The organism is Pseudomonas sp. A-1 (assembly GCF_004801855.1).
GTDB lineage: Bacteria > Pseudomonadota > Gammaproteobacteria > Pseudomonadales > Pseudomonadaceae > Geopseudomonas.
The window spans coordinates 1-23,729 of sequence record NZ_SSTC01000070.1; the positions used below are offsets into that span (position 1 = coordinate 1).

Genomic DNA, 23,729 nt, shown 5'->3' on the forward strand with positions numbered 1-23,729 from the left:
ACAGCCGCCTGGCCGCACTGCCCGAGCACCAGGCCGGCGCGCAGATCCCGGCCGGCGCCGGCAGCGATGCCGCCTCTCCCGCCGCCCGCCGCGACAGCGCGCCGGCGGCCCCCAGTGAACCGCCGCGCCCGACATGACCGACCAGATACCCCACCCGGACCAGGAAATGCCCCTGGTCGCCCACCTCACCGAGCTGCGCAACCGCATCCTGCGCTGCGTGATCGCGGTGCTGGTGATCTTCGCCGGACTGTTCTACTTCGCCCAGGACATCTACGCGCTGGTCGCCGCGCCGCTGCGCGCCTACCTGCCGGAAGGCGCGACCATGATCGCCACCGGGGTGGCCTCGCCGTTCCTCACCCCGTTCAAGCTGACCCTGGTGGTGTCGCTGTTCCTCGCCATCCCGGTGATCCTCCACCAGATATGGGGCTTCATCGCGCCCGGCCTGTACCAGCACGAGAAGCGCATCGCCGTGCCGCTGCTGGTCTCCAGCATCCTGCTGTTCTACGCCGGCATGGCCTTCGCCTACTTCGTGGTGTTCCCTATCATGTTCGGCTTCTTCGCCAGCGTGACGCCCGAGGGCGTGGCGATGATGACCGACATCGGCCAGTACCTCGACTTCGTCCTCACCCTGTTCTTCGCCTTCGGCGTGGCCTTCGAGATCCCGGTGGCGACCTTCCTGATCATCTGGATCGGCCTGGTCGACGTCGCCACTCTGCGCAAGAGCCGGCCCTACGTGATCGTCGGCTGCTTCGTGGTCGGCATGTTCCTCACCCCGCCGGACGTGTTCTCGCAGACCCTGCTGGCGGTGCCGATGTGGCTGCTGTTCGAGTCCGGCGTGTTCTTCGGCGCCATGGTGCGCAGGCCCGAAGCAGAGGAATCGGCGAGCGAAACCGACGCCGGCACCGCGCTGGCCACCCGCGACGACGACCAGCCGCCGGCGCCGCAGCCGTGAACCTGCTGCTGCTGGAAGACGGCGACTTCGTCGCCGAGGGCCGCGCCCTGCTGCGCGGCCGGCGCCTGAAGCACTTGCACGAGGTGCACCGCGCCGAGAGCGGCGACGCCCTGCGCGTCGGCCGCCTCGGTGGGCTGATGGGCGCAGGGCGCATCCTGCGCCTCGACGCCGAGGCGGCGGAAATCGCCGTGGAAAGCCTCGAGCAGAACCCGCCGGCCAAGCTGCCGGTCACCCTGCTGCTCGCCCTGCCGCGGCCGAAGATGCTCAAGCGCACCCTGCAGACCGTGGCCAGCATGGGCGTGGCGCATCTGGTGCTGCTCAACAGCTACCGGGTGGAGAAGAGCTTCTGGCAGACCCCGTTCCTCGAACCCGAGGCGATCCGCGAACAGCTGATCCTCGGCCTCGAGCAGGCGCGCGACACCGTGCTGCCGGAGGTGACCATCGAGAAGCGCTTCAAGCCGTTCGTCGAGGACCGCCTGCCGCAGCTGGCCGCCGGCAGCCTCGGGCTGGTCGGCCACCCCGGCGACTTCCCGGCCTGCCCGCGCGCGGTGGACAGCGCGGTGACCCTGGCCATCGGCCCGGAAGGCGGCTGGATCCCCTACGAGGTGGACAAGCTGCGCGAGGCCGGTCTCGCCCCGGTGCAGCTCGGCGAGCGCATCCTGCGCGTCGAGACCGCCGTGCCGGTGCTGCTGGCGCGGCTGTTCTAGCAGGCCGCGGCCAGCCCCGCCTTCAGCTGCCGGTCGCGGCGCTCGACGCCCTTGAGCGCCAGCAGCAGCAGGGTGCCGACCACCATCATCGCCGCGGCGAAGTACAGCCCGCCGGCATAGCTGCCCAGGCTCGCCGCCAGCCAGCCGGTCACCGCCGGGCCGACGATCTGCGCCGCGCCGTAGGACAGGGTCATCTTGCCCATCATCTTCGCCGGCCGGGTCGGGTAGTAGCGCCCGGCCATGGCCAGCACCAGGCTGACCAGGCCGACGAAGGTGCCGCCGAACAGCAGCGCCCCGGCGAGCGCGCCGCCCAGTCCGCCGGACAGCGGCAGGAGGATGCCGACCACCTGCAGGGCGGCGGCGAGGATCAGCGCGTTGAGCTCGCCGGTACGCCGGGCGACGAAATCCCAGACGATGCACGCCGGCGCCGCGGCCAGGCCGATGGCGAGGAAGCTCCAGCTGCCCTTGCCGGCCAGCCCGGGCAGGCGGTCGACGATGGCGACGATGAAGGTGGCGCTGACCACGAAACCGACCCCGGCGCAGAAGTAGGCGGCCATGAACAGGCGCAGGAACAGCCGGCTCGGCGGATTGTCCGCCATCGGCTGACCGCTGGTGGTCAGCGGGCTGGGATCGGGGCGCGGCAGCCAGGCCAGCGCCGGCACCAGCAGCAGGCAGGCCAGCGCGGTGAGGGCGAACCACTGCTCGCGCCAGTCCAGCCACTGGCCCATCGCCGCCACCGCCAGCGAGCAGCCGACGATGCCCAGGCCGACCCCGGAGAAGTGGATGCCCAGCTCGCTGCGCTGGCCGTGGCGGATCAGCCAGTTGAGGATCAGCCCGGTGCCCAGCAGCATGCTCGCCGCGCTGCTGAGGCCGGCGACGAAGCGCGCCAGCGCCCACAGGGCGAAGTCGGTGGTCAGGCCCATCACCAGGGTGCTGAGCACCGCGAGGACCATGCCGATGCGGTACAGGCGATCCTTGAGCACCAGGTCGCTGATCAGCGAGGCGATCAGCGCGCCGGACAGGTAGCCGGCGTAGTTGAGCGCGGCCAGCCAGCCGCCCTCGGCCAGACCGAGGCCGGCCTGGGCCTGCATCACCGGCAGCAGCGGGGTATAGGCGAAACGGGCGACGCCCAGGGCAAGGAGGAGACTGAAGATGCCCGCGCCGAGCACCTTCATGCGTTGTCCCTGTGTTGTCATGGCTGGCTTCCCGCGCAGAGGTGGAAGCCACACCATAGTGGGCGCCGCCCGTCGCCTCAAGCGATTCCTGCGACAGGACGCCGCAGGCAGCGTCTCAGACCTCGAGCAGGAAGGTCACCGGCCCGTCGTTGACCAGGTGCACCTGCATGTCGGCGCCGAAGCGGCCGCTGGCCACCGGCGCGTGCTGTGCGCCGGCGCGCACCAGCAGGTAGTCGAACAGCGCCGCGCCCTGCGCCGGCGGTGCGGCGCTGGAAAAGCTCGGGCGCATGCCGCTTCTGGTATCGGCGGCCAGGGTGAACTGCGAGACCAGCAGCAGGCCGCCGCCGACGTCCCTCAGCGACAGGTTCATCTTGCCCTCGGCATCGCCGAACACCCGGTAGTTGAGCAGCCTGTGCAGCAGCTTGTCGGCGCTGGCCTCGCTGTCCTGCGGCTCGACGCCGACCAGCACCAGCAGGCCCCGGTCGATGGCGCCGACCACCTCGCCGGCTACCTCCACCCGCGCGCCGCGCACCCGTTGCAGCAGCGCCTTCACGCGTGGCCCTCCGGCAGGTCGAGCAGGCGCCGGGCGATCTGCCCGGTGGCGCGCACCAGCGCGTCGGTGATGCCGGCCTCGGCGGCGGCGTGGCCGGCGTCGCGGATGATGTTCAGCTCGCTGTTCGGCCAGGCCTGGTGCAGCGCCCAGGCGTTGTCCAGCGGGCAGACCACGTCGTAGCGGCCGTGCACGATCACCCCGGGAATGTGGGCGATCCTGTGCATGTCGCGCAGCAGCTGGTCCTCCTCGAGGAAGGCGTTGTTGATGAAGTAGTGGCACTCGATGCGGGCGATCGACAGCGCGCGCTGCGGCTCGGCGAAGCGCTCGACCACGTGGTTGTTGGGGCGCAGGGTGGCGGTGCGCCCTTCCCAGATCGACCAGGCCTTGGCCGCGTGCATCTGGGCGATCTGGTCGCTGCCGGTCAGCCGGCGGTAGAAGGCGGCGACCAGGTCGTCGCGCTCCTCGGCCGGGATCGGCGCCAGGTAGTCCTCCCAGTAGTCGGGGAACAGGCGGCTGGCGCCGGCCTGGTAGAACCACTGGATCTCCTGCGGGCGGCACAGGAAGATGCCGCGCAGGATCAGCGCGTGCACGCGCTCCGGATGGGTCTGCGCGTAGGCCAGCGCCAGGGTCGAGCCCCAGGAGCCGCCGAACAGCACCCACTTGTCGATGCCCAGGTGCTCGCGGATGCGCTCCATGTCCGCCACCAGGTCCCAGGTGGTGTTGCGGTCGAGGCTGGCGTGCGGGGTCGAGCGGCCGCAGCCGCGCTGGTCGAAGGTGACGATGCGGTAGATGGTCGGATCGAACCAGCAGCGGCTGGCCGCGTCGCAGCCGGCGCCCGGCCCGCCATGGACGAACAGCACCGGCAGGCCGTCCGGGGTGCCGCTCTCGTCGACGTACAGCTCGTGCGGATGGTCCACGGCCAGCTGGTGGCGGGCGTAGGGTTTGATCTCCGGATACAGGGTCAGCATGCTGGGCCTCCGAGGCTGGAACAGGACCGTCCGTCCTGGCGTGGTGCCCGCATCATAGCGGGGATTGCCGGACTGCGGCATGCCCGCGATCGGCGTGCCTCAGTCGCGCGGCGCCAGCGCCGGCTGGCGGGCGAAGCGCGGCAGCCGGCCGGAGTGGTGCAGCGCCAGGTAGGCGACGCCGCCGATCACCACGCCCCAGAACGCCGAGCCGAGGCCGAAGAAGCTCATCCCCGAGGCGGTGGCGATGAAGGTGATCACCGCCGCCTCGCGATGCCCGGCATCCTCCAGCGCGCCCTGCAGGTTGGCGGTGATCGCGCCGAGCAGCGCGAGACCGGCCAGCACCGCGACGAAGGCCTGCGGCATGGCGGCGAACAGCAGGATGATCGCGCCGGCGAAGCTGCCGCCGATCAGGTAGAACAGGCCGTTGGCCATGCCGGCGACGTAGCGCCTGCCCGGGTCCTCGTGGGCCTCCCGGCCGGTGCACAGGGTCGCGGTGATCGCCCCGGTGACTATGGTGATGCCGCCGAAGCAGGCCACCGCCAGCGAGGCCAGACCGCAGCCGGCGATCAGCGGGCGGGCCGACACCTGGTAGCCGGCGTTGCGCAGCAGGGCCAGACCGGGCAGGAACTGCCCGGTGATGCTGACCAGCAGCAGCGGCACGGCCAGGCTCAGGGTGGCGTTCCAGCTCCACTCGGGGACGATGAACTGCGGAGTGACCAGGCTCAGCTCCAGGCTGGGCAGGCGGGTGCCCTCGACGCCGAGGGACAGCGCCACGCCGACCAGCATCAGCAGCACCAGGCAGTAGCGCGGGAACAGCCGCTTGAGCGCCAGATAGGCGCCGAGCATGCCCAGCGCCAGCAGCGGCGTGCCTTCCACCGCGCGGAAGGCGCCGATGCCGAACTGGAACAGGATGCCGGCCATCATCGCGCTGGCGATGCCTCTGGGGATGGCCCGGACGATGCGGTCGAAGGCCCCGGACAGGCCGATCAGCAGCACCGCCACGCCGGTGATGATGTAGGCGCCGACCGCCTCGCCGAGGCTCAGGCCGGGGAACAGCGGGACCAGCAGGGCGGTGCCCGGCGCCGACCAGGCGATCACCGCCGGCACCTTGAGCCACCAGCTCAGCACGATGCTGCCGAGCGCCGCACCGATGGAGATCGCCCAGATCCACGAGGCCATCATCTCGTGGGACACCTGGGCGCTCTGCGCGGCCTGGAAGAAGATCACCGCCGGGCCGGCGTAGGAGATCAGCACGGCGAGGAACCCCGCCGCCAGTGCGGAAAGCGAAACGTCTTTGTGCAGCATGACCATCGACCTCTTGTTCTGGTGCGCGCCGGCCAGCGGCCGGAAGCGTGCCGCCATCTTGGCTGTCTTGTCTGGATTGATAAATCCGCTGGCAATGGCAACACTGTTCAGAATTCCAGAACAATGGTCATCCGCCATGGACCGCTTCCAGGCCATGCAGCTGTTCACCCGCATCGTCGAGCTGGGCAGCTTCAGCCGCGCCGCCGAACAGCAGGGCATCTCCCGCGCCGCCGCCACCGCACTGGTCAAGCAGCTGGAGGGCCGCCTCGGCGCCCGCCTGCTGCAGCGCACCACCCGCCAGGTCAGCCCGACCCTGGACGGCCGCGCCTACTACCAGCACTGCCTGCGCATCCTCGCCGACCTCGAGGAGGCCGAGAGCGAGCTGTCGCAGACCGCCCGCCACCCGCGCGGCCGCCTCAAGGCCGACCTGCCGGCCTCGCTGGCGCGCCTGGTGGTGATCCCCGCCCTGCCCGCCTTCCTCGCACGCTATCCGCAGATCAGCCTGGAGATCGGCATCGGCGACCGCATGATCGACCTGGTGCGCGAGGGCGTCGACTGCGTGCTGCGCATCGGCGCGCTGGGCGACTCCAGCCTGGTGGCGCGCAACCTGCCGGCGCTGGAGCAGGTGACCTGCGCCAGCGCCGAGTACGTGGCGCGCCACGGCCGGCCGCTGAATCTGGCCGAACTGGCCGGGCACCGCGGCGTCGCCTACCTGTCGGCCACCAGCGGCCAGCTGCAGCCGCTGGAATTCAGCGCCGGCGGGCGGATCGAGCGCATCGACCTGCCGGCGACGCTGGCGGTCAACAACGGCGAGGCCTACGTCGCCGCCTGCGCCGCGGGCCTGGGCCTCATCCAGGTGCCGCGCTACCACGTCGCCCGCCAGCTGGCCGAGGGCAGCCTGGTCGAGCTGCTGGCGTCCTACCGTCCGCCGGCGCTGCCGATGAGCGTGCTCTACCCCCACCACCGCCACCTGACCCCGCGCCTGCGGGTGTTCATCGACTGGCTGGTGGAGCTGTTCGGCGCCTGATCAACCCATTGCGGGGGCGAAGCTGTCCGCCTGGGCCATGCGCCACATGCGTGCGTAGAACTCGCCCTCGATCTGCCCGCCGAGCAGCTCGCCGGGCTTGAGGTAGACGTGCTTCTGCGAGAACAGGCTGAGTTCGCTGGGCGACACGCGCAGCGCCAGGTGCCTGGGCTCGAGCTGCGACGGATGCTCCAGGCCGGCGGCGGCGAGCATCTCGGCCAGCGCCTTGAGGGTGTTGCGGTGGAAGCTGTGCACCCGCTGCGCCTTGTCCTCCACCACCAGCGCGCGCTGGCGCAGCGGGTCCTGGGTGGCCACCCCGGTCGGGCACTTGTTGGTGTGGCAGGACTGCGACTGGATGCAACCGATGGCGAACATGAAGCCGCGCGCCGAGTTGGCCCAGTCGGCGCCGATGGCCAGCACGCTGGCGATGTCGAAGGCGCTGACGATCTTGCCGCTGGCGCCGAGGCGGATCCTGTCGCGCAGGTTGAGGCCGACCAGGGTGTTGTGCACGAACAGCAGGCCCTCGCGCAGCGGCACGCCGATGTGGTCGGTGAACTCCAGCGGCGCCGCGCCGGTGCCGCCCTCCTTGCCGTCGACCACGATGAAATCGGGGAGGATGCCGGTCCTGAGCATCGCCTTGGCGATGGCCATGAATTCCCACGGGTGGCCCAGGCAGAACTTGAAGCCGACCGGCTTGCCGCCGGACAGCTCGCGCAGGCGGGCGAGGAATTCGAGCAGCTCCACCGGCGTGGAGAACTCGGCGTGGCGCGCCGGCGAGATGCAGTCCTGGCCGAGCGGCACGCCGCGGGTGGCGGCGATCTCGGCGGTCACCTTGTGTTTCGGCAGGATGCCGCCGTGGCCCGGCTTGGCGCCCTGGCTGAGCTTGACCTCGATCATCTTCACCTGCGGGTCGCTGGCCTGCATGGCGAACTTCTGCGCATCGAAGCGGCCGTCGGCCGTGCGGCAGCCGAAGTAGCCGCTGCCCAGCTCCCAGATCAGGTCGCCGCGGTGCTCGCGGTGGTAGGGGCTGATGCTGCCCTCGCCGGTGTCGTGGGCGAAGCCGCCGAGCGCCGCGCCCTGGTTCAGCGCGCGGATGGCGTTGGCGCTCAGCGAGCCGAAGCTCATCGCCGAGATGTTGAAGATCGACGCCGAGTACGGCTGCAGGCACTGCGGGCCGCCGATGGTGATGCGGAAGCTCGCCGGGTCGACGTGCTCGGCCGGCAGCATGGAGTGGCCGATGAACTCGAAGCCGGTCTGGCTGACGTCGCTGAGGGTGCCGAACGGCTTGTCGGCGCCCTCGTTCTTGGCCCGTGCGTAGACCAGCGAGCGCTGCGCGCGCGAGAACGGCAGGCGCTCGTTGTCGCCCTCCAGCAGGTACTGGCGGATCTCCGGGCGGACGAACTCCACCAGGTAGCGGATGTTGCCGAGGATCGGGTAGTTGCGCCGCACCGCGTGGCGGCTCTGGCGCAGGTCGTTGACGCCCACCGCGCTCAGCGCGCCGCACAGCAGGGTCAGCGGCCAGAGGTCGGCGAGGAACGGCAGGCTGACCAGGGTGAGCAGCACGCAGGCGGCGAAGAAGGCGTAACGGCTGAGCAGCGACAGATTCATCCACATGGCTCCGGGCATCTCCTGATGGGTCGGCCGGCCACTGTACCCGAGCCGGCGGATCAGGACAGTGACGGCGCGCCGGAGCCGGGGCCTCAGGCGCAGCCCGGGCGGCCGTGGGCGTAGGAGCGGGTCGGGTCGACCAGCGCGTCGAACTCGCCGAGTGCGGTCGAGCCGAGCAGCAGCGGGAAGTCGAAGGCGCTGCGGTCGGTGAGGTTGACCTCGATCTGCTGCAGGCTGTCGCCCAGGCACACCGGCATCTCGATCACCGGGCGGGCGGTGTAGGCCTCGGTATCGCCGGGCGCCATGTCGCCGGCGCGGCGCTTGATGTAGCTCATGCGCACCAGCGGGCGCACCAGGGTGAGCGGCTCGGCGTGACCGTCGGCGGCCAGCTGGAAGCGCACCCAGCGCTCGCCATCGCGCTTGAAGGTTTCGATGTTGCGCGCGCTCAGCGAGGCGGTGACGGCGCCGGTGTCCAGCTTGGCCGGCAGCACCAGGTCCAGTTCGGGGAGCAGGGCTTTCTCGTGCAGGCCGTAGACCTGCTTGTCATCGGCCATGGCCTGGGCCGCCAGCAGCGACAGGCCGGAGAACAGGGCGATCAGGGAAGCTTTCATGCGGGGAACAGCGTCTCTACGTTTGCAGCGGCCGGCGCTGCCCGGGGCGGGCCGGCGGGGTGAATGGAACGGTCCGGAGCCATGCCGGGGGACGGAAAGGATAGCCGTCCCCCGGCCGGCGCGGCCAGCCCGGCGCGACGCATGACCGCTTGCCCGCCGAACGTCCCTCACTCCAGCGGCAGCTCGGTGGTGCGCTTCACCTCGCTCATGGTGATGTGCGAGTGGGCCTCCTGGACCAGCGGATTCTGCAGCAGGTGGTCGCGCAGGAAGCGCTCGTAGCCGGCGATGTCGCGGGCCACCACCTTGAGCAGGTAGTCGTACTGGCCGGCCATCGAATAGCACTCCAGCACCTCGGGATAGCCCACCACGTCCGCCTCGAAGGCCTCGAGGTTGCGCCGGCCGTGCGTCGACAGCTTGATGTCGACGAACACCGTCATGCCCAGGCCGAGCTTGCGCGGGTCGAGCAGGGCGACCTTGCGCTCGATCACCCCCTCTTCCTGCAGGCGGTTGATCCGCCGCCAGCACGGCGACTGCGACAGCTCGACCTTCTCGGCGATCTCCGCCGCCGACAGGTCGGCGTCGTGCTGCAGCAGGCGCAGGATGCGCCGGTCGAGGGGGCTCAGCTGGTTCTGCATGATCATTTCCCGTTTGGAGTTGTTATGGAAAGAGTCATGCGCAATCTAGCCATTGCGAACGAAAAAATAGAAAGAAAAAGCCCGCTGCCCTGCCCCATATTCTTGTCCACACCGTCTGCCGCGGCGATCCCGCGGACAGGCCGACCGCGGCGCCCACCGGTGCCGCTTCGCTCGCCATAAGAATAAAAGGAGCGCCCCATGTCTCTGGCCGAGATCCGTCTGGACGACAAGTACCGCCTTGCTACCGGTCACCTCTACCTGACCGGCACCCAGGCGCTGACCCGCCTGCCCATGCTGCAGAAGCAGCGCGACGCCGCCTTCGGCCTGAATACCGCCTGCTTCATCTCCGGCTACCGCGGCTCGCCCCTGGGCAACCTCGACAAGAGCCTGTGGGAAGCCAAGCAGTACCTCAGGGACAACCACATCCACTTCCAGCCCGGGGTCAACGAGGAGCTGGCCGCCACCGCGGTGTGGGGCAGCCAGCAGACCAGCCTGTTCCCCGGCGCGCGCTACGACGGCGTGTTCGCCATGTGGTATGGCAAGGGCCCGGGCGTCGACCGCTGCGGCGACGTGTTCAAGCACGGCAACTCGGCCGGGGTGTCCCCGCACGGCGGCGTGCTGCTGCTGGCCGGTGACGACCACGGCTGCAAGTCCTCCAGCATCGCCCACCAGAGCGAGCACGCCTTCATCGCCGCCTCGATCCCGGTGCTCAATCCGGCCAACGTCCAGGAGATCCTCGACTACGGCATCCTCGGCTGGGAGCTGTCGCGCTACAGCGGCTGCTGGGTGGCGCTGAAGACCATCGCCGAGAACGTCGACTCCTCGGCGGTGGTCGAGGTCGACCCGCTGCGCGTGCAGGTGCAGATCCCCGCGGACTTCGAGCTGCCCGAGGACGGCGTGCACATCCGCTGGCCGGACCCGCCTCTGGTCCAGGAGGCACGCCTCAACACCTACAAGATCTACGCCGCGCGCGCCTTCGCCCGCGCCAACAACCTCAACCAGATCAAGCTGGATTCGCCCAACCCGCGTCTCGGCATCATCACCACCGGCAAGTCCTACCTCGACGTGCGCCAGGCCCTCGACGACCTGGGCCTCGACGACGAACTGTGCGCCCGCGTCGGCCTGCGCGTGCTCAAGGTCGGCATGAGCTGGCCGCTGGAGCCGGTGTCGGTGCACGAGTTCGCCGAGGGGCTCGACGAGATCCTGGTGGTCGAGGAGAAGCGCAGCATCATCGAGGACCAGCTCACCGGCCAGCTGTACAACTGGCCGGTGGACCAGCGCCCGCGGGTGGTCGGCGAGTTCGACGAAGACGGCCATTCCCTGCTGCCCAACCTGGCCGAGCTGACCCCGGCGATGATCGCCCGGGTGATCGCCAAGCGCCTGGCGCCGATCTACACCAGTGCGCAGATCGACGAGCGCCTAGCCTTCCTCGCTGCCAAGGAAGCGGCGCTGGCCGCGCCCAGGCACCACACCCAGCGCACCCCGCACTTCTGTTCGGGCTGTCCGCACAACAGCTCGACCAAGCTGCCGGATGGCAGCCGCGCCCTCGGCGGCATCGGCTGTCACTACATGACCCAGTGGATGGACCGCAACACCGACACCTTCACCCAGATGGGCGGCGAAGGCGCCACCTGGATCGGCCAGGCGCCGTTCACCGATACCCCGCACGTGTTCCAGAACCTCGGCGACGGCACCTACTTCCACTCCGGCCAACTGGCCCTGCGCGCCGCAGTCGCGGCGGGGGTGAACATCACCTACAAGATCCTCTACAACGACGCGGTGGCGATGACCGGTGGCCAGCCGATCGACGGCGAACTGCGCATCGACCAGCTCAGCCAGCAGGTGTTCGCCGAAGGGGTGAAGCGCATCGCCCTGGTCTCGGACGAGCCGGACAAGTACCCGAGCCGCGCCGGCTTCGCGCCCATCGTCACCTTCCACCACCGCCGCGAACTGGACGCCGTGCAGCGCGAACTGCGCGAGTTCAAGGGCGTGTCGGTGATCCTCTACGACCAGACCTGCGCCACCGAGAAGCGCCGCCGGCGCAAGCGCGGCAAGCTGGTCGATCCGCAGAAGCGCGCCTTCATCAACCCGGCGGTGTGCGAGGGCTGCGGCGACTGCAGCGTGAAATCCAACTGCCTGTCGGTACTGCCGCTGGAGACCGAGCTGGGCCGCAAGCGGCAGATCGACCAGAACGCCTGCAACAAGGACTTCTCCTGCGTCGAGGGCTTCTGCCCGAGCTTCGTCACCGTCCACGGCGGCGAGCTGCGCCAGCCGGAGGCCCAGGGCCGCAACGCCGCGTTCGCCGAACTGCCCGAGCCGCAGCAGCCGGCACTGGAGCGGCCGTGGAACATCCTCCTGCCCGGCGTCGGCGGCAGCGGGGTGACCACCGTCGGCGCCCTGCTCGGCATGGCCGCGCACCTGGAAGGCAAGGGCTGCACGGTGCTCGACCAGGCGGGTCTCGCGCAGAAGTTCGGCCCGGTGATCAGCCACATCCGCATCGCCGCCAAGCAGGACGACATCTACGCGGTGCGCATCGCCGCCGGCGAGACCGACCTGCTGCTCGGCTGCGACCTGGTGGTGGCGGCCAGCGAGGAGGCGCTGGCCAAGCTCAACGACAAGATCGCCCACGCGGTGGTCAACAGCCACGAGGCGGCCACCGCCGAGTTCACCCGCAACCCGGACGCCGAGGTGCCCGGCGCGGCCATGCGCGAGGCGCTGGTCGAGGCGGTCGGCGCGGCCAAGACCCACTTCGTCGACGCTACCCGCCTGGCCACCGCGCTGCTCGGCGACAGCATCGCCAGCAACCTGTTCATGCTCGGCTTCGCCTGGCAGAAGGGCCTGGTGCCGGTGTCCGCCGAGGCCATCGCCAAGGCCATCGAGCTCAACGGCGTGGCCGTGGCGCTCAACCAGCAGGCCTTCCTCTGGGGCCGCCGCGCCGCCTTCGATCTGGCTGCGGTGGAACAGCTGGCCAAGCCCAAGGTGGTCGAGGCGCCGCGCTGCGAGAGCCTCGACGAGATCCTCAATGACCGCGTGGCGCGCCTGACCGCCTACCAGGACGCCGCCTACGCGCAGCGCTACCGCGCCCTGGTCGAGCGCGTGCGCGCCGCCGACCGCGATCCGCAGCAGCGTCTCGCCCAGGCGGTGGCGCGCAGCTACTACAAGCTGCTGGCCTACAAGGACGAGTACGAGGTGGCGCGCCTGTACAGCGACGGCGAGTTCCTCCGCCAGCTCGCGGCGCAGTTCCAGGGCGACTACCGCCTGCAGTTCCACCTGGCGCCGTCCTGGCTGTGCAAGACCGACCCCAGCACCGGCGAGCCGCGCAAGCGCGAATTCGGCCCGTGGCTGCTCAAGGCCTTCGCCGTGCTGGCGCGCGGCAAGTTCCTGCGCGGCAGCGTCCTCGACCCCTTCGGTCACAGCGCCGAGCGCAAGCTGGAGCGCGCGCTGATCGCCGAGTTCGAGCAGGACGTCGAGCTGCTGCTCGGCGCGCTCAGCCCGGCCAACTACGCCAGCGCCGTGGCCCTGGCCGAGCTGCCGGCGCAGATCCGCGGCTACGGCCACGTCAAGGAACGCGCTCTGGCCAGGGTCCGCGAGCAGGCCGCGGCGCTGCGCGAGCGCCTCACCGCCCGCGCGATCCCGGTGGTGCAGCTCTGCCAACCGGCCGCCTGAGCCTACCCCGCTAACCCCATCCCCTCTCCCGCCACGGGAGAGGGCTGCCTCCCGACAACCACAAGAAACCGAGGTAATCCGATGTCCGTGTTCTCCCACCCGGAATTCGACCAGCACGAGCAGGTGGTCTTCGGCCACGACCAGGCCAGCGGCCTGAAGGCCATCATCGCCATCCACGACACCACCCGCGGCCCGGCCCTCGGCGGCTGCCGGATGTGGTCCTATGCCAGCGACGAAGAGGCGCTGCGCGACGTGCTGCGCCTGTCGCGCGGCATGACCTACAAGTCGGCGCTGGCCAACCTGCCGCTCGGCGGCGGCAAGGCGGTGATCATCGGCCATCCGCAGCAGGGCAAGAGCGACGCACTGTTCCAGGCGATGGGCGACTTCATCGACAGCCTCGGCGGGCGCTACATCACCGCCGCCGACTCCGGCACCGGGGTGGCCGAGATGCGCCTGATGGCCGAGCGCAGCCGCCACGTCGCCGGCGCCAGCGTGCGCGAGGGCTTCAACGGCGATCCGTCGCCGTCCACCGCCTACGGGGTGTTCGTCGGCCTCAAGGCCGCCGTGCGCCACCGCCTCGGCCGTGACGATCTCAAGGGCCTGAAGGTGGCGATCCAGGGCGTCGGCCAGGTCGGCTTCGGCCTCGCCCGCCACCTCAGGGAGGCCGGCGCCGAGCTGTTCGTCACCGACATCGTCGCCGCCAACGTGCAGCGCGCGGTCGACGAGCTGGGCGCCCAGGCCGTGCGCCAGCAGGACATCTACGGCCTCGACGTCGACGTGTTCGCCCCCTGCGCCCTCGGCGCGATCGTCAATCGGGACACCCTCGAGGCGCTGCGCGCGCCGGTGATCGCCGGCGCCGCCAACAACCAGCTGGCCAGTCCGGAGCTGGCCGAGGAACTGCGTAGCCGCGGCTGCCTGTACGCGCCGGACTACGCGATCAACGCCGGCGGCATCATCGACGTCGCCTTCCAGCGCGGCGACGCCACCCCCGCCGAGCTGCGGGCGCACCTCGACGGCATAGGCGCGACCCTGGCGGAGATCTTCGCCCGCGCCGACGCCGAGGGCGCCACCACCACGGCCATTGCCGACCGCCTGGCACGCGAGCGCCTGCAGGCCGGCCGCTGAGCTACCGGGGGGCGTTTTTGAACGCCCCCTTCTTCCTGATTCATCGACAACAACAATGAGGGCAAGCCCCATGAGTCAAGAGAGCATCGCCGCCGGCGCCATCGCCGGCTCCATCCGCAGCGAGGCCGGTCGCGGCCTGTGGTCGTCGCGCTGGGTATTCTTCCTCGCCGCCACCGGATCGGCAGTCGGCCTGGGCAACATCTGGAAGTTTCCCTATATCACCGGGCAGAACGGCGGCGGCGCCTTCGTGCTGGTCTACCTGGCGTGCATCCTCGCCATCGGCATCCCGCTGCTGATGGCCGAGTTCATGATCGGCCGGCGCGGCCGCGCCAACCCCGAGGGCGCCATCGCCGCGGTGGCCCTCGAGGCCGGCGCCAGCAAGCACTGGCGGCGCATCGGCAGCATGGCGGTGCTCACCGGCTTCCTGATCCTCAGCTTCTATGCGGTGATCGCCGGCTGGACCCTGGCCTACACCCCGGCGGCGTTCAGCGGCGGCTTCGCCGGGCTGGACGGCGAAAAGAGCGGCGCGCTGTTCAACGCCCTGCTCGCCGATCCGTGGCAGCTCGCCGGCTACGGCAGCCTGGTGCTGGCGGTGACCCTGGGCATAGTCGCGCTCGGCGTGCGCGACGGCCTGGAACGCGCGCTGCGCTTCATGATGCCGGGGCTGTTCCTGATCCTGCTGGTGCTGGTCGGCTACGCCGCCACCACCGGATATTTCCAGCAGGCGGTGGAGTTCCTGTTCGCCCCCGACTTCAGCAAGCTGACCGGCAAGGGCGTGCTGGTGGCCCTCGGCCACGCCTTCTTCACCCTCAGCCTGGCCAGTGGCGCGATGATGGCCTACGGCTCCTACCTGCCGGCCGGCACCTCGATCGTGCGCACCTCGCTGATGGTCGCGCTGGCCGACACCGCGGTGGCCCTGCTCGCCGGCCTGGCGATCTTCCCGCTGGTGTTCGCCAATGGCCTGGAGCCGGGCGCCGGCCCCGGGCTGATCTTCGTCACCCTGCCGATCGCCTTCGGCCAGATGCCGCTGGGCGCGCTGGTCGGCGGGCTGTTCTTCATCATGCTGGCGCTGGCCGCACTGACCTCGACCATCTCGCTGATCGAGCCGGCCATCGCCTGGCTCGGCGAGCGCTTCGGCATGGGCCGGGTCAAGGCGGTGCTGCTCAGCGGCGCGGCGGTGTGGGTGCTGAGCCTCGGCTCGGTGCTGTCGTTCAACGCCTGGAGCGAGGTCACCCTGCTGGGCAAGAACTTCTTCGACGCCCTCGACTTCCTCACCAGCAACCTGATGATGCCGCTCGGCGGCCTGCTCACCGTGCTGTTCACCGGCTGGGCGCTGCAGCGCACCGTCGCCGCGCAGGAACTCGGCCTCGAGCAGTCCGGCGCCTTCGGCCTGTGGTGGCTGGCGGTGCGCTGGATCACCCCGTTGGCGATCCTGCTGATGTTCCTGCACAGCCTCGGCCTGTTCTGAGAACCGGCTCGTTCAAGCAACGGGGCGGGTCGCGCGCAGGCGCGGCCCGCCCCGTTTTTTTCAGGCGCCGATCACCCCGCCGTCGTCGCGGGTCACCAGCACCGTGGTCGAGCGCGGCCGGCTCTTGCCGTCGCTGGCCGGGTAGCTCAGCCCCGGGTGCTGCACGTTGATCCACATCGCCCGGTAGTCCGGGCTCCAGGTGATGCCGGTGATCTCGCAGCCGCGCGGGCCGACCAGGAAGCGGCGCACCTCGCGGCTCGCCGGGTCGGCGCAGAGCAGCTGGTTGCAGCCCATCGCCTGCATGGCCGGCTCGGCGTCGCCGTAGTCGGTCTGGATCCACAGCCGCCCGGCACCGTCGAAGGCCAGGCCGTCCGGCGAGGAGAAGATGTCGCCGTTGATCGTGCCGGTCAGATGCGCCGGCAGCGCCTGGCCCTCCGCGTCCTGCGCCCCCGGTCGCTCGCCGGCGAGCAGGAACAGCTCCCAGCGGAACTCGGTGGCGGTCGGATCGCCACCCGCCTCGTTCCAGCGCAGGATCTGCCCGTGCAGGTTATCCCGGCGCGGGTTGGCCGCATCCAGCGGCTGCGCCTCGCCACGCGCGTCGTTGTTGGTCAGGGTGACGTAGACCTCGCGGCTCACCGGATGCACCGCCACCCACTCCGGGCGGTCCATCGGCGTCGCGCCGAGCCGGTCCGCCGCAGCGCGGGCGTTGACCAGCACCTCGGCCTGGCTGGCGAAGCCGTTCTCCGCGGTCAGTCCGTTCTCGCCGTGCACCAGCGCCAGCCAGCGCCCCGTGCCGTCGGCGTCGAAGCGGGCGACGTACAGGGTGCCCTCGTCGAGCAGGTCGCGGTTGGCCCCGGGGTTGGCCGCATCGAAGCGCCCGGCCGGCACGAACTTGTAGACGTACTCGCCCTTGGCGTCGTCGCCGGAGTAGAAGGCCATGCGCCCGCCCTCGCCCAGCGACAGCACCGCGCACTCGCGGCTGAAACGCCCGAAAGCGGTGCGCTTGACCGGCGTGCTGTCCGGGTCGAAGGGATCGATCTCCACCACCCAGCCGAAGCGATTGGGCTCGTTGACCTGGCCGCCGTGGGGCTGACCGGCATCGGGGGTGGCGTCGAAGCGCGGGTCGGCGCTTTCCCAGGCGTAGACCTTGCTCTGTGCGCCGTTCGAGATACCGTAGCGACGGTGCGCCACGCGCCGCGCGAAGTCGGCCGGGTCGCGGTTGACGAAGTAGTTGTGCCAGTTCTCCTCGCAGGCCAGGTAGGTGCCCCAGGGGGTGACGCCCATCGAGCAGTTGTTGAGGGTGCCGAGCACCTCCCGCCCCTCGGGATCGGTGGCGGTCCGCATCAGCTCGTGGCCGGCCAGCGGACCGCCGATGGCCATCGGCGTCAGCGCCGAGATGCGCCGGTTCCAGCGCGAGGGCAGCACCCGCTGCCAGTGGCCGGCGGCGTCCCGGCGCACCTCGATGATGCTGACCCCGTGGGCCGCCTGCTCCTTCTTCACCTCGGCCAGCGGACGCTTGCCGTCCTCGAAGGTCATGCCGGCGGGGTGCAGGGTCGGGTTGACGTACTCGTGGTTGATCACCAGCAGGCCGTGGCGCTCCGGCGCCTCCGCGAAGGGGAAGAAGTGCATGCCGTCGTGGTTGTCGCCGGCCTGCCTGAGCTGCGCCTGCCAGTCGTCGCCGGCGTCGGGGCGCCAGGCCGGCGCATCGGCCAGCACCGCATCGCCCCAGGAGAAGAATGGCCGCGCCGTGTAGCCCGGCGGTACCACGACCCGGTCGAAGTCGGCGGCGGTCTGCACCGGCACGCCTTGGAAGCCGAGCAGGCCGGAGCCGGCGAAGGCCGCGCGGCTGCCGAGCAGGCCGCCGAACAGGCTCAGCGCGGCCAGGCCGAGGCCGCCCTTGAGCAGGTTGCGCCGGCCGCGGTCGACCAGTTGGTCGAGGGTGGGGTTGGCACTGGGGTTGATCGACTGGTCGTCGTGGGCGGCCAGCGCCGCGTGGAACTGCCGGAAATCCTCGCGCATCGCGACTCCTTGCTGATCGGTGCCCGCCCGCCGGGCGGGGCGTTGTCCGTGTTGTAGGCGTCCGCCGTGACAGGACGGTGACGGCCGGGCACATCCGGCAACATCCGCACAGGTGCGCGCAACGCGACTATCGGTTACATACTGCTTGTGTCTGGCCGCACCCGCGCCGGGCCAGGGAACCGAGACCAGGAGGACGCATGAGAACAGTCGCGCAAATGCTCCGCGCCAAGCCCAACCAGGACATCTACACCATCGCGCCCACGGCGACGGTGCTGCAGGCCCTGCAACTGATGGCGGAAAAGAACATCGGGGCGCTGATCGTCACCGAAGGCGAGCAGGTGGTCGGCATCGTCAGCGAGCGCGACTACGCGCGCAAGATGGTGCTGCAGGGACGCTCGTCGGTGGCCACCCCGGTCAGCGCGATCATGGCCGCGCCGGTGATCAGCGTCACCTCGGCGCAGACCACCCGCGACTGCCTGCGCCTGATGGGCCGCGGCCACCTGCGTCACCTGCCGGTGATCGACGACGGCAAGCTGCTGGGCATGCTGTCGGTGGGCAACCTGGTCAAGGAGGCCCTCGCCGAGCAGGACGAGCTGATCCAGCAGCTGGAGCAGTACATCCGCGGCTGAGGACTACTTGAGCCCCTTGCCGGAGAACACCAGCACCTTGTCGTTGCCGAACTGGATGCTGACGAAGGCGCCCTGCTCCTTGCCCCAGGAGCAGCTGGTGAAGCCCAGGGCCCCGGCGCATTCGGTCGGCGCGCCCAGCAGCTGCTCGACCTCGGCCTTGCTCATGCCAGGGCGGATCTTGGAGAAGTTTTCCTGGTTGACCTTGTTGCAGGCGGCCAGCAGCAGGCAGCAGGCGAGCAGGGCGAAGGAACGCAGCGACATCGGGGAACTCCTGAACGGGGAAAGGGCGGCAAGCATGGCACAGGCGCCGCCCGCCAACCCTGCGTTGGACGGCAAAAGCGCCGCCGCGTTCCGGCCGGACGGCACGACGCCGGCACGGGGCCGGCGTCGGGGATGGCAGGGACGCAGCCCTGCCGGGAACGGAGCGCGGATCAGCCCTGGTGGTAGCCGGTGATGCGCTCGACCTCTTCCTTGGAGCCGAGGAACACCGGCACGCGCTGGTGCAGCGAGGTCGGCTGGATATCGAGGATGCGCTGCACACCGTTGGTCGCCGCGCCGCCGGCCTGCTCGATGATCATCGACATCGGGTTGGCCTCGTACATCAGGCGCAGCTTGCCGGCCTTGTCCGGCTCGCGGGCATCGCGCGGGTACATGAACACGCCGCCGCGGGTGAGGATGCGGTGCACGTCGGCCACCATCGAGGCGATCCAGCGCATGTTGTAGTTCTTGCCCAGCGGGCCTTCCTTGCCGGCCAGCAGCTCGCCGACGTAGCGCTGCACCGGGGCTTCCCAGTGGCGCTGGTTGGACATGTTGATGGCGAACTCGGCGGTGCTTTCCGGCACGCGGATGTCTTCGTGGGTCAGCACGAAGCTGCCCAGCTCGCGGTCGAGGGTGAAGCCCTTGACGCCGTTGCCGAGGGTCAGCACCAGCATGGTCTGCGGGCCGTAGATGGCGTAGCCGGCGGCCACCTGGCGGGTGCCCGGCTGCAGGAAGGCTTCCTCGCCGAGGTCGCAGCTGTTGTCGCACTCGTCCGGGCAGCGCAGCACGGAGAAGATGGTGCCGACCGAGACGTTGACGTCGATGTTGCTGGAGCCGTCCAGCGGGTCGAACACCAGCAGGTAGGCACCCTTCGGGTACTGGCCGGGGATCTGGTAGGCGTTGTCCATTTCCTCGGAGGCCATGCCGGCCAGGTGGCCGCCCCACTCGTTGGCCTCCAGCAGGATCTCGTTGGACAGCACGTCGAGCTTCTTCTGCACCTCGCCCTGCACGTTCTCGCTGCCGGCGCTGCCCAGCACGCCGCCCAGCGCGCCCTTGGACACCGCGTGGCTGATCTCCTTGCAGGCGCGCGCCACCACTTCGATGAGGAAGCGCAGGTCGGCCGGGGTGTGGTTGCTGCGGGTCTCTTCGATCAGGTAGCGACTGAGGGTAACGCGGGACATGGACGGCTCCGAGGGTGGGGCAGGATAAAATGCCGGCATTTTAACCCGACTCGGCCGCCGCCGCCTCATGCCGCGCGTCAATCCGGCCCCATCCAGGCGACCGCCGGACGACAAAAACTGCTGCAGGCGCGCCTCCGTCTGCTTATCATCGCGCGCCTTCCGCCCTGCCACCCTGCGACCCCCCAATGAGCAAACACCTGCTGGTCGGCGCCGATCCCGAGCGCCTGGAAACCTGGATCAAGTTCAGCGGCAACGACATGTGCCACGACTGCCGCGCCACCTGCTGCAGCCTGCCGGTGGAAGTGCGCCTCAAGGACCTGATCCGCCTCGGCGTGGTCGACGAGTTCGAAGCCGGCGAGCCGCCCCGGCAGATCGCCAAGCGGCTGATGAAGGACGGCATCGTCGGCCGCTTCAACCAGAAGTCCGGCATCTTCATCCTGGAGCAGCACTCCAGCGGCGATTGCCTGTACCTGGACCAGAAGACCCGCCTGTGCACGGTCTACGCCAACCGCCCGGACACCTGCCGCAACCACCCGCGGATCGGCCCCAAGCCCGGCCACTGCGCCTTCCGCCCCAAGGCGCTGCACCGCTGAAACGACAAAGGGCGCCGAACGGCGCCCTCTGCTTTTGCTGCCGGGATCAGGCCAGCGGGAACAGCACGTTGCACTGCCCGGTGCCGGAGCTCTCGAAGTACGGGGTGAGCACCTCGGCGCGGCCCTGGTAGTCCTTCCAGCCGAGCAGGCCATAGAGCATCGCGGTGTCGTGCATGCCGCCCTCGCCGTCGCAGTCGCGGGCGTACTGCGGCAGCATGTCGAGGAAGTCGGCGTGGTCGCCGCGCTGCCACATGTCCATCACCTTGAGGTCGACCTGCTTGTTGAACGGCCGGCTGATCTTCTGCAGGTGGTCGCTGACCTCGCGGTTCGGCGCGATGCGGTGCGACAGCGAGCCGCTGGCGAGAAAAGCCACGCGGCGGTCGGAAGCCTCCACCGCCTGGCGGATCGACTCGCCCATGGTCTTCGAGTCTTCCAGGTGCGCGTCGTACAGCCAGGCGGCGATCGAGACGATCTTCACGCGCTTGTCGATGCCCATGTAGCGCAGCGGCACCAGGGTGCCGTACTGCAGGCCGAGCGACGGCACGTCGGTGTGGCTGCGGGTGAACACGTCGTTGGCGCAGGCCGCGGCGGCGATGGCGTCGCCCAGCTCGGCGTCGCCGACGTAGTCGTAGGGCAGGTCGCGGATGAAGTGCGGGAACTCGGTGCTGGTGTACAGGCCCGAGCAGTCGGTGTTGGCGTTGATGTGGTAGCCGGCGTTGACCAGCCAGTGGGTGTCGGCGACCACGATGGTGTCGACCGCCAGCTCGCGGACCAGCTCGCCCAGACGACGATGCCCGGCGATGGCGGCGGCGCGGCAGCCGTGGTGCGGGCCGGGCTGCTCGGAGATGAACATCGACGGGACGTGGGTGACCTTGGCGGCCAGAACGATCTCACCCATGGCGGCTTCCTCTTGTTGTGGTCTCGGGGACTGGCGCCGGAGTGGCGCCTGGTGCGTCCAGTATCCGCACAGGCCGCAGGGAGAGCATTGCCGCTGGCGGCAAAAGACTAGCCTTTACGCGCAATCTACTGCATCCAGAGGCTACCCGTAGGGTGCGCCATGCGCACCAGAGGGCATCGTCAAGACGGTGCGCACGGCGCACCCCTACGGAGCGCTTGCCCGCCCCAGCCGCGTCCGGTAGCGACTCGGCGTCTCGCCGGTCCAGCGCTTGAAGGCGCGGTTGAAGTGGCTCGGCTCGGAGAAGCCCAGCGCATAGGCCAGCGCGCTGAACGGCTGCTGCGACTGCTGCACGTAGCGCCGCGCCAGGCTGGCGCGCACCTCGTCGAGGATCTCGCTGAACGAGGTGCCCTGGCGCGCCAGGCGGTACTGCAGGGTGCGCGGGCTGCTGCCCAGCTCGGCGGCCACCGCCTCCAGGCTCGGCGTGCCGCCGGGCAGCAGCTCGAGCAGGCGCGCACGCACCTGCAGGGCCGGGTTGAGCAGCTGGTGGCGGGCCAGGTACTCGGCCACCAGGCGGTCGTTCTGCCGCGCCAGCTCCGGGTTGCCGGTGGGCAGCGGGCGCTGCAGCTCGGCGCCGTCCAGCAGCAGGCTGTTGCCTTCCGCAGCGAACTGCACCGGCGCGGCGAAGTGCTCGCGCCAGGGCACCGGATCGGCCGGCGCCGCGCGCATCAGGCTGACCGCGCGCGGCGCGAAGCTCGGCCCGCGCATGTCCTGCAGCAGCTTGCTCACCGCGCCGAGGAAGTAGTCCACCCCTTCCGGGGCGATCTGTGGCTGGCCGTCGATCTCCTGCACCAGCATGCGGAAGCGGAAGGCGTCGCCCTCGGCTTCCAGGCTCAGGTCGGCGCCGTCGTTGAGCAGCGCGGCGAAGCGCACCATGCGCTCCAGCGCCTCCAGCAGGGTGCTGCTGGCCCATAGCGAGAAGCCGAGGGCGTGGAAGGTGGTCGGGCAGACGAAGCGCGCGGCGTGCAGGCCGATGTCGGCATGCCCGGTGCGCGCCACCGCCAGCGGCCAGAAGCGCCGGGTCAGCGCCGAGGAGAAGCGCGCCTCCTGGGCGTACTTGGCCGCCGGATCGGCGCCGGCCTCGGCCAGCAGGGCGTCGGCGTCCACCCCCAGCGCCTCCAGGGTGCGGGTCACCGCGGCCAGCCAGCCGGCCACCACCGAGGATGTCTGCGTCATCTGCTGTCCCCACTGCGAGCGTTTGCGGACGCACAGCCTAGCGGGCAGCGCGCCGCTCCATCTTGCGCCGGATCAGTGCAGCCGGCAAAAGGCCACCCCGGCCAGCCGCCGCATTGTTACGGACGGCACAACTGAGCTTCTCCGCCACCACGATTTATCCACTGCCAGCCGCCTCCCTAGAATCCGGTTGCCGCATTTCCCGCCGCGTTTCCCCGTTTTCGCCAGGATCTCCCGCCTTGTCTTCTCGCACCTGCCTCGCCGGCGCCCTGCTCGCCTCCGCGCTCGTCCTCGGCGGCTGCATGAGCACCGGCGGCATCGCCCCGCAGCAGGCGCGCCTGGACGCCAACACCCTGAGCCCCGGCGCCGCCCTCGCCCAGGCGCGGCGCGAGGCCGGCTGGCCGCGGGAAAGCTGGTGGCGGCAGTACCACGACCCGCAGCTCAACGCCTGGATCGCCCGCGCCCTGGAGCACAGCCCGAGCCTGGACGAGGCCGAGGCGCGCGTGCGCCAGGCCATGGCGCTGGCCGAGGTGACCCGCGCCGCCGAGGCGCCGCAGTTCGGCGCCAGCGCCACCCTCAAGCGCCAGCACTGGCCGGACGACGCCCTGCACGGCCCCGGCGCGCTGGCCGGCAGCAGCCACTGGAACGGCGACGCCGGCCTCGGCCTGCGCTACGCCCTCGACCTCTGGGGCCGCGAGCGCAGCGCCAGCGAGGGCGCCCGGCACGCCGCCTACGCCAGCGCCGCCGAGGGCCGGGTGGTGCAGCTGGAGCTGGAGCGCAACATCGTGCTGGCCTACGTGCAGCTGGCGCTGCGCCATGCCGAGCGCGACATCCTCGAGGCCACCCTGGCCCAGCAGGAGCACATCCTCGCCCTCGCCCGCCGCCGCCTGGCCGGCGGCCTGGGCACCGCCTTCGAGGTCAGCCAGGCCAGCGCGCCGCTGCCGGAGACCCGCCGGCAGATCGCGGAGCTGGACGCGCGCATCGCCCTGGCCGGCAACCAGCTGGCCGCCCTCGCCGGCCAGGGTCCCGGTGCGGCGGCCCAGCTGCAACGGCCGAACCTGCAGCTCACCGCCCAGCCGAGCCTGCCGGCGGTGCTGCCCGCCGACCTGCTCGGCCGGCGGCCC

The 23,729-nt window shown here is 70.5% G+C and carries 21 protein-coding genes; 9 read left to right on the forward strand and 12 right to left on the reverse strand.

Annotation, left to right across the window (positions count from 1 at the left end; all coding sequences use genetic code 11):
• The first annotated feature begins 133 nt into the window (after positions 1–133).
• Together tatC and E5198_RS15260 are read left to right on the forward strand one after the other, a co-directional pair.
• On the forward strand, positions 134–952 hold the full coding sequence (gene tatC, locus E5198_RS15255; RefSeq protein WP_136490855.1) for a twin-arginine translocase subunit TatC: 819 nt from the start codon (positions 134–136) through the stop codon (positions 950–952).
• Positions 949–1,659, forward strand: coding sequence for a 16S rRNA (uracil(1498)-N(3))-methyltransferase (locus tag E5198_RS15260; protein WP_136490856.1), 711 nt, complete (start codon positions 949–951; stop codon positions 1,657–1,659). The genes tatC and E5198_RS15260 overlap by 4 nt, the downstream gene beginning before the upstream one ends.
• Here the strand turns inward: E5198_RS15260 and E5198_RS15265 are convergent.
• From E5198_RS15265 to E5198_RS15280, 4 genes are all read right to left on the reverse strand, one after another.
• Positions 1,656–2,855 carry a YbfB/YjiJ family MFS transporter gene (locus E5198_RS15265; RefSeq protein ID WP_136490857.1) on the reverse strand — a complete coding sequence of 400 codons (1,200 nt, stop codon included), beginning with the start codon at positions 2,853–2,855 and terminating at the stop codon, positions 1,656–1,658. The two genes, E5198_RS15260 and E5198_RS15265, sit on opposite strands and share 4 nt — an antisense overlap.
• A 94-nt stretch (positions 2,856–2,949) precedes the next feature.
• Positions 2,950–3,387, reverse strand: a complete 438-nt coding sequence (gene dtd, locus E5198_RS15270; RefSeq protein WP_136490858.1) for a D-aminoacyl-tRNA deacylase — start codon at positions 3,385–3,387, stop codon at positions 2,950–2,952.
• Complete coding sequence (pip, locus tag E5198_RS15275) at positions 3,384–4,355, reverse strand: prolyl aminopeptidase (RefSeq protein WP_136490859.1); 972 nt, start codon at positions 4,353–4,355, stop codon at positions 3,384–3,386. The genes dtd and pip overlap by 4 nt, the downstream gene beginning before the upstream one ends.
• A 99-nt stretch (positions 4,356–4,454) precedes the next feature.
• A complete protein-coding gene (locus E5198_RS15280) occupies positions 4,455–5,666 on the reverse strand; it encodes a benzoate/H(+) symporter BenE family transporter (RefSeq protein ID WP_136490874.1) in 1,212 nt (403 codons plus the stop codon).
• A 130-nt stretch (positions 5,667–5,796) separates the two neighbouring features.
• Here E5198_RS15280 and E5198_RS15285 point away from each other — a divergent pair, with 130 nt between their 5' ends.
• On the forward strand, positions 5,797–6,687 hold the full coding sequence (locus E5198_RS15285) for a LysR family transcriptional regulator (RefSeq protein ID WP_136490860.1): 891 nt from the start codon (positions 5,797–5,799) through the stop codon (positions 6,685–6,687).
• Here the strand turns inward: E5198_RS15285 and E5198_RS15290 are convergent, their stop codons facing one another.
• From E5198_RS15290 to E5198_RS15300, 3 genes are all read right to left on the reverse strand, one after another.
• On the reverse strand, positions 6,688–8,292 hold the full coding sequence (locus E5198_RS15290; RefSeq protein ID WP_136490861.1) for an FMN-binding glutamate synthase family protein: 1,605 nt from the start codon (positions 8,290–8,292) through the stop codon (positions 6,688–6,690).
• A gap of 92 nt (positions 8,293–8,384) precedes the next feature.
• Positions 8,385–8,903, reverse strand: a complete 519-nt coding sequence (locus E5198_RS15295) for an ATP-dependent zinc protease (RefSeq protein WP_136490862.1) — start codon at positions 8,901–8,903, stop codon at positions 8,385–8,387.
• Between the two features lie 167 nt (positions 8,904–9,070).
• A complete protein-coding gene (locus E5198_RS15300) occupies positions 9,071–9,538 on the reverse strand; it encodes an Lrp/AsnC family transcriptional regulator (RefSeq protein WP_136490863.1) in 468 nt (155 codons plus the stop codon).
• 198 nt (positions 9,539–9,736) lie between these two features.
• Between E5198_RS15300 and E5198_RS15305 the strand changes: the two genes are divergently transcribed.
• The 3 genes from E5198_RS15305 to E5198_RS15315 all read left to right on the forward strand — a co-directional run bounded on the left by E5198_RS15305 (position 9,737) and on the right by E5198_RS15315 (position 15,797).
• The gene (locus E5198_RS15305; protein ID WP_136490864.1) at positions 9,737–13,204 is read left to right on the forward strand and encodes an indolepyruvate ferredoxin oxidoreductase family protein; all 3,468 of its coding nucleotides are present in this window, start codon (positions 9,737–9,739) and stop codon (positions 13,202–13,204) included.
• 81 nt (positions 13,205–13,285) lie between these two features.
• Positions 13,286–14,329 carry a Glu/Leu/Phe/Val dehydrogenase dimerization domain-containing protein gene (locus E5198_RS15310; protein WP_136490865.1) on the forward strand — a complete coding sequence of 348 codons (1,044 nt, stop codon included), beginning with the start codon at positions 13,286–13,288 and terminating at the stop codon, positions 14,327–14,329.
• Positions 14,330–14,399: 70 nt separating this feature from the next.
• Complete coding sequence (locus E5198_RS15315; protein WP_136490866.1) at positions 14,400–15,797, forward strand: sodium-dependent transporter; 1,398 nt, start codon at positions 14,400–14,402, stop codon at positions 15,795–15,797.
• Positions 15,798–15,857: 60 nt separating this feature from the next.
• On the opposite strand, the gene E5198_RS15320 is transcribed toward E5198_RS15315, so the two are convergent.
• Positions 15,858–17,816, reverse strand: coding sequence for a PhoX family phosphatase (locus tag E5198_RS15320; protein ID WP_136490867.1), 1,959 nt, complete (start codon positions 17,814–17,816; stop codon positions 15,858–15,860).
• A gap of 197 nt (positions 17,817–18,013) precedes the next feature.
• On the opposite strand from E5198_RS15320, the gene E5198_RS15325 reads away from it, so the two are divergent.
• Entirely contained in the window at positions 18,014–18,445 is a 432-nt protein-coding gene (locus E5198_RS15325; protein ID WP_136490868.1) for a CBS domain-containing protein, read from the forward strand.
• A 3-nt stretch (positions 18,446–18,448) separates the two neighbouring features.
• Here the strand turns inward: E5198_RS15325 and bamE are convergent, their stop codons facing one another.
• Together bamE and E5198_RS15335 are read right to left on the reverse strand one after the other, a co-directional pair.
• Positions 18,449–18,706 carry an outer membrane protein assembly factor BamE gene (gene bamE / locus E5198_RS15330; RefSeq protein WP_136490869.1) on the reverse strand — a complete coding sequence of 86 codons (258 nt, stop codon included), beginning with the start codon at positions 18,704–18,706 and terminating at the stop codon, positions 18,449–18,451.
• Positions 18,707–18,876: 170 nt separating this feature from the next.
• Positions 18,877–19,884 carry a class 1 fructose-bisphosphatase gene (locus E5198_RS15335; protein WP_136490870.1) on the reverse strand — a complete coding sequence of 336 codons (1,008 nt, stop codon included), beginning with the start codon at positions 19,882–19,884 and terminating at the stop codon, positions 18,877–18,879.
• A gap of 185 nt (positions 19,885–20,069) precedes the next feature.
• On the opposite strand from E5198_RS15335, the gene E5198_RS15340 reads away from it, so the two are divergent.
• Positions 20,070–20,477 (forward strand): YkgJ family cysteine cluster protein, encoded by a 408-nt coding sequence (locus E5198_RS15340; RefSeq protein WP_136490871.1) that lies wholly within the window; start codon positions 20,070–20,072, stop codon positions 20,475–20,477.
• A 46-nt stretch (positions 20,478–20,523) separates the two neighbouring features.
• On the opposite strand, the gene hpaD is transcribed toward E5198_RS15340, so the two are convergent.
• Positions 20,524–21,375 carry a 3,4-dihydroxyphenylacetate 2,3-dioxygenase gene (gene hpaD / locus E5198_RS15345; RefSeq protein ID WP_136490872.1) on the reverse strand — a complete coding sequence of 284 codons (852 nt, stop codon included), beginning with the start codon at positions 21,373–21,375 and terminating at the stop codon, positions 20,524–20,526.
• Positions 21,376–21,579: 204 nt separating this feature from the next.
• On the reverse strand, positions 21,580–22,608 hold the full coding sequence (locus E5198_RS15350) for an AraC family transcriptional regulator (RefSeq protein WP_136490873.1): 1,029 nt from the start codon (positions 22,606–22,608) through the stop codon (positions 21,580–21,582).
• 236 nt (positions 22,609–22,844) lie between these two features.
• Between E5198_RS15350 and E5198_RS15355 the strand changes: the two genes are divergently transcribed.
• Positions 22,845–23,729 (forward strand): TolC family protein (locus E5198_RS15355; protein WP_168772542.1); only part of this gene is annotated, 885 nt, incomplete at its 3' end.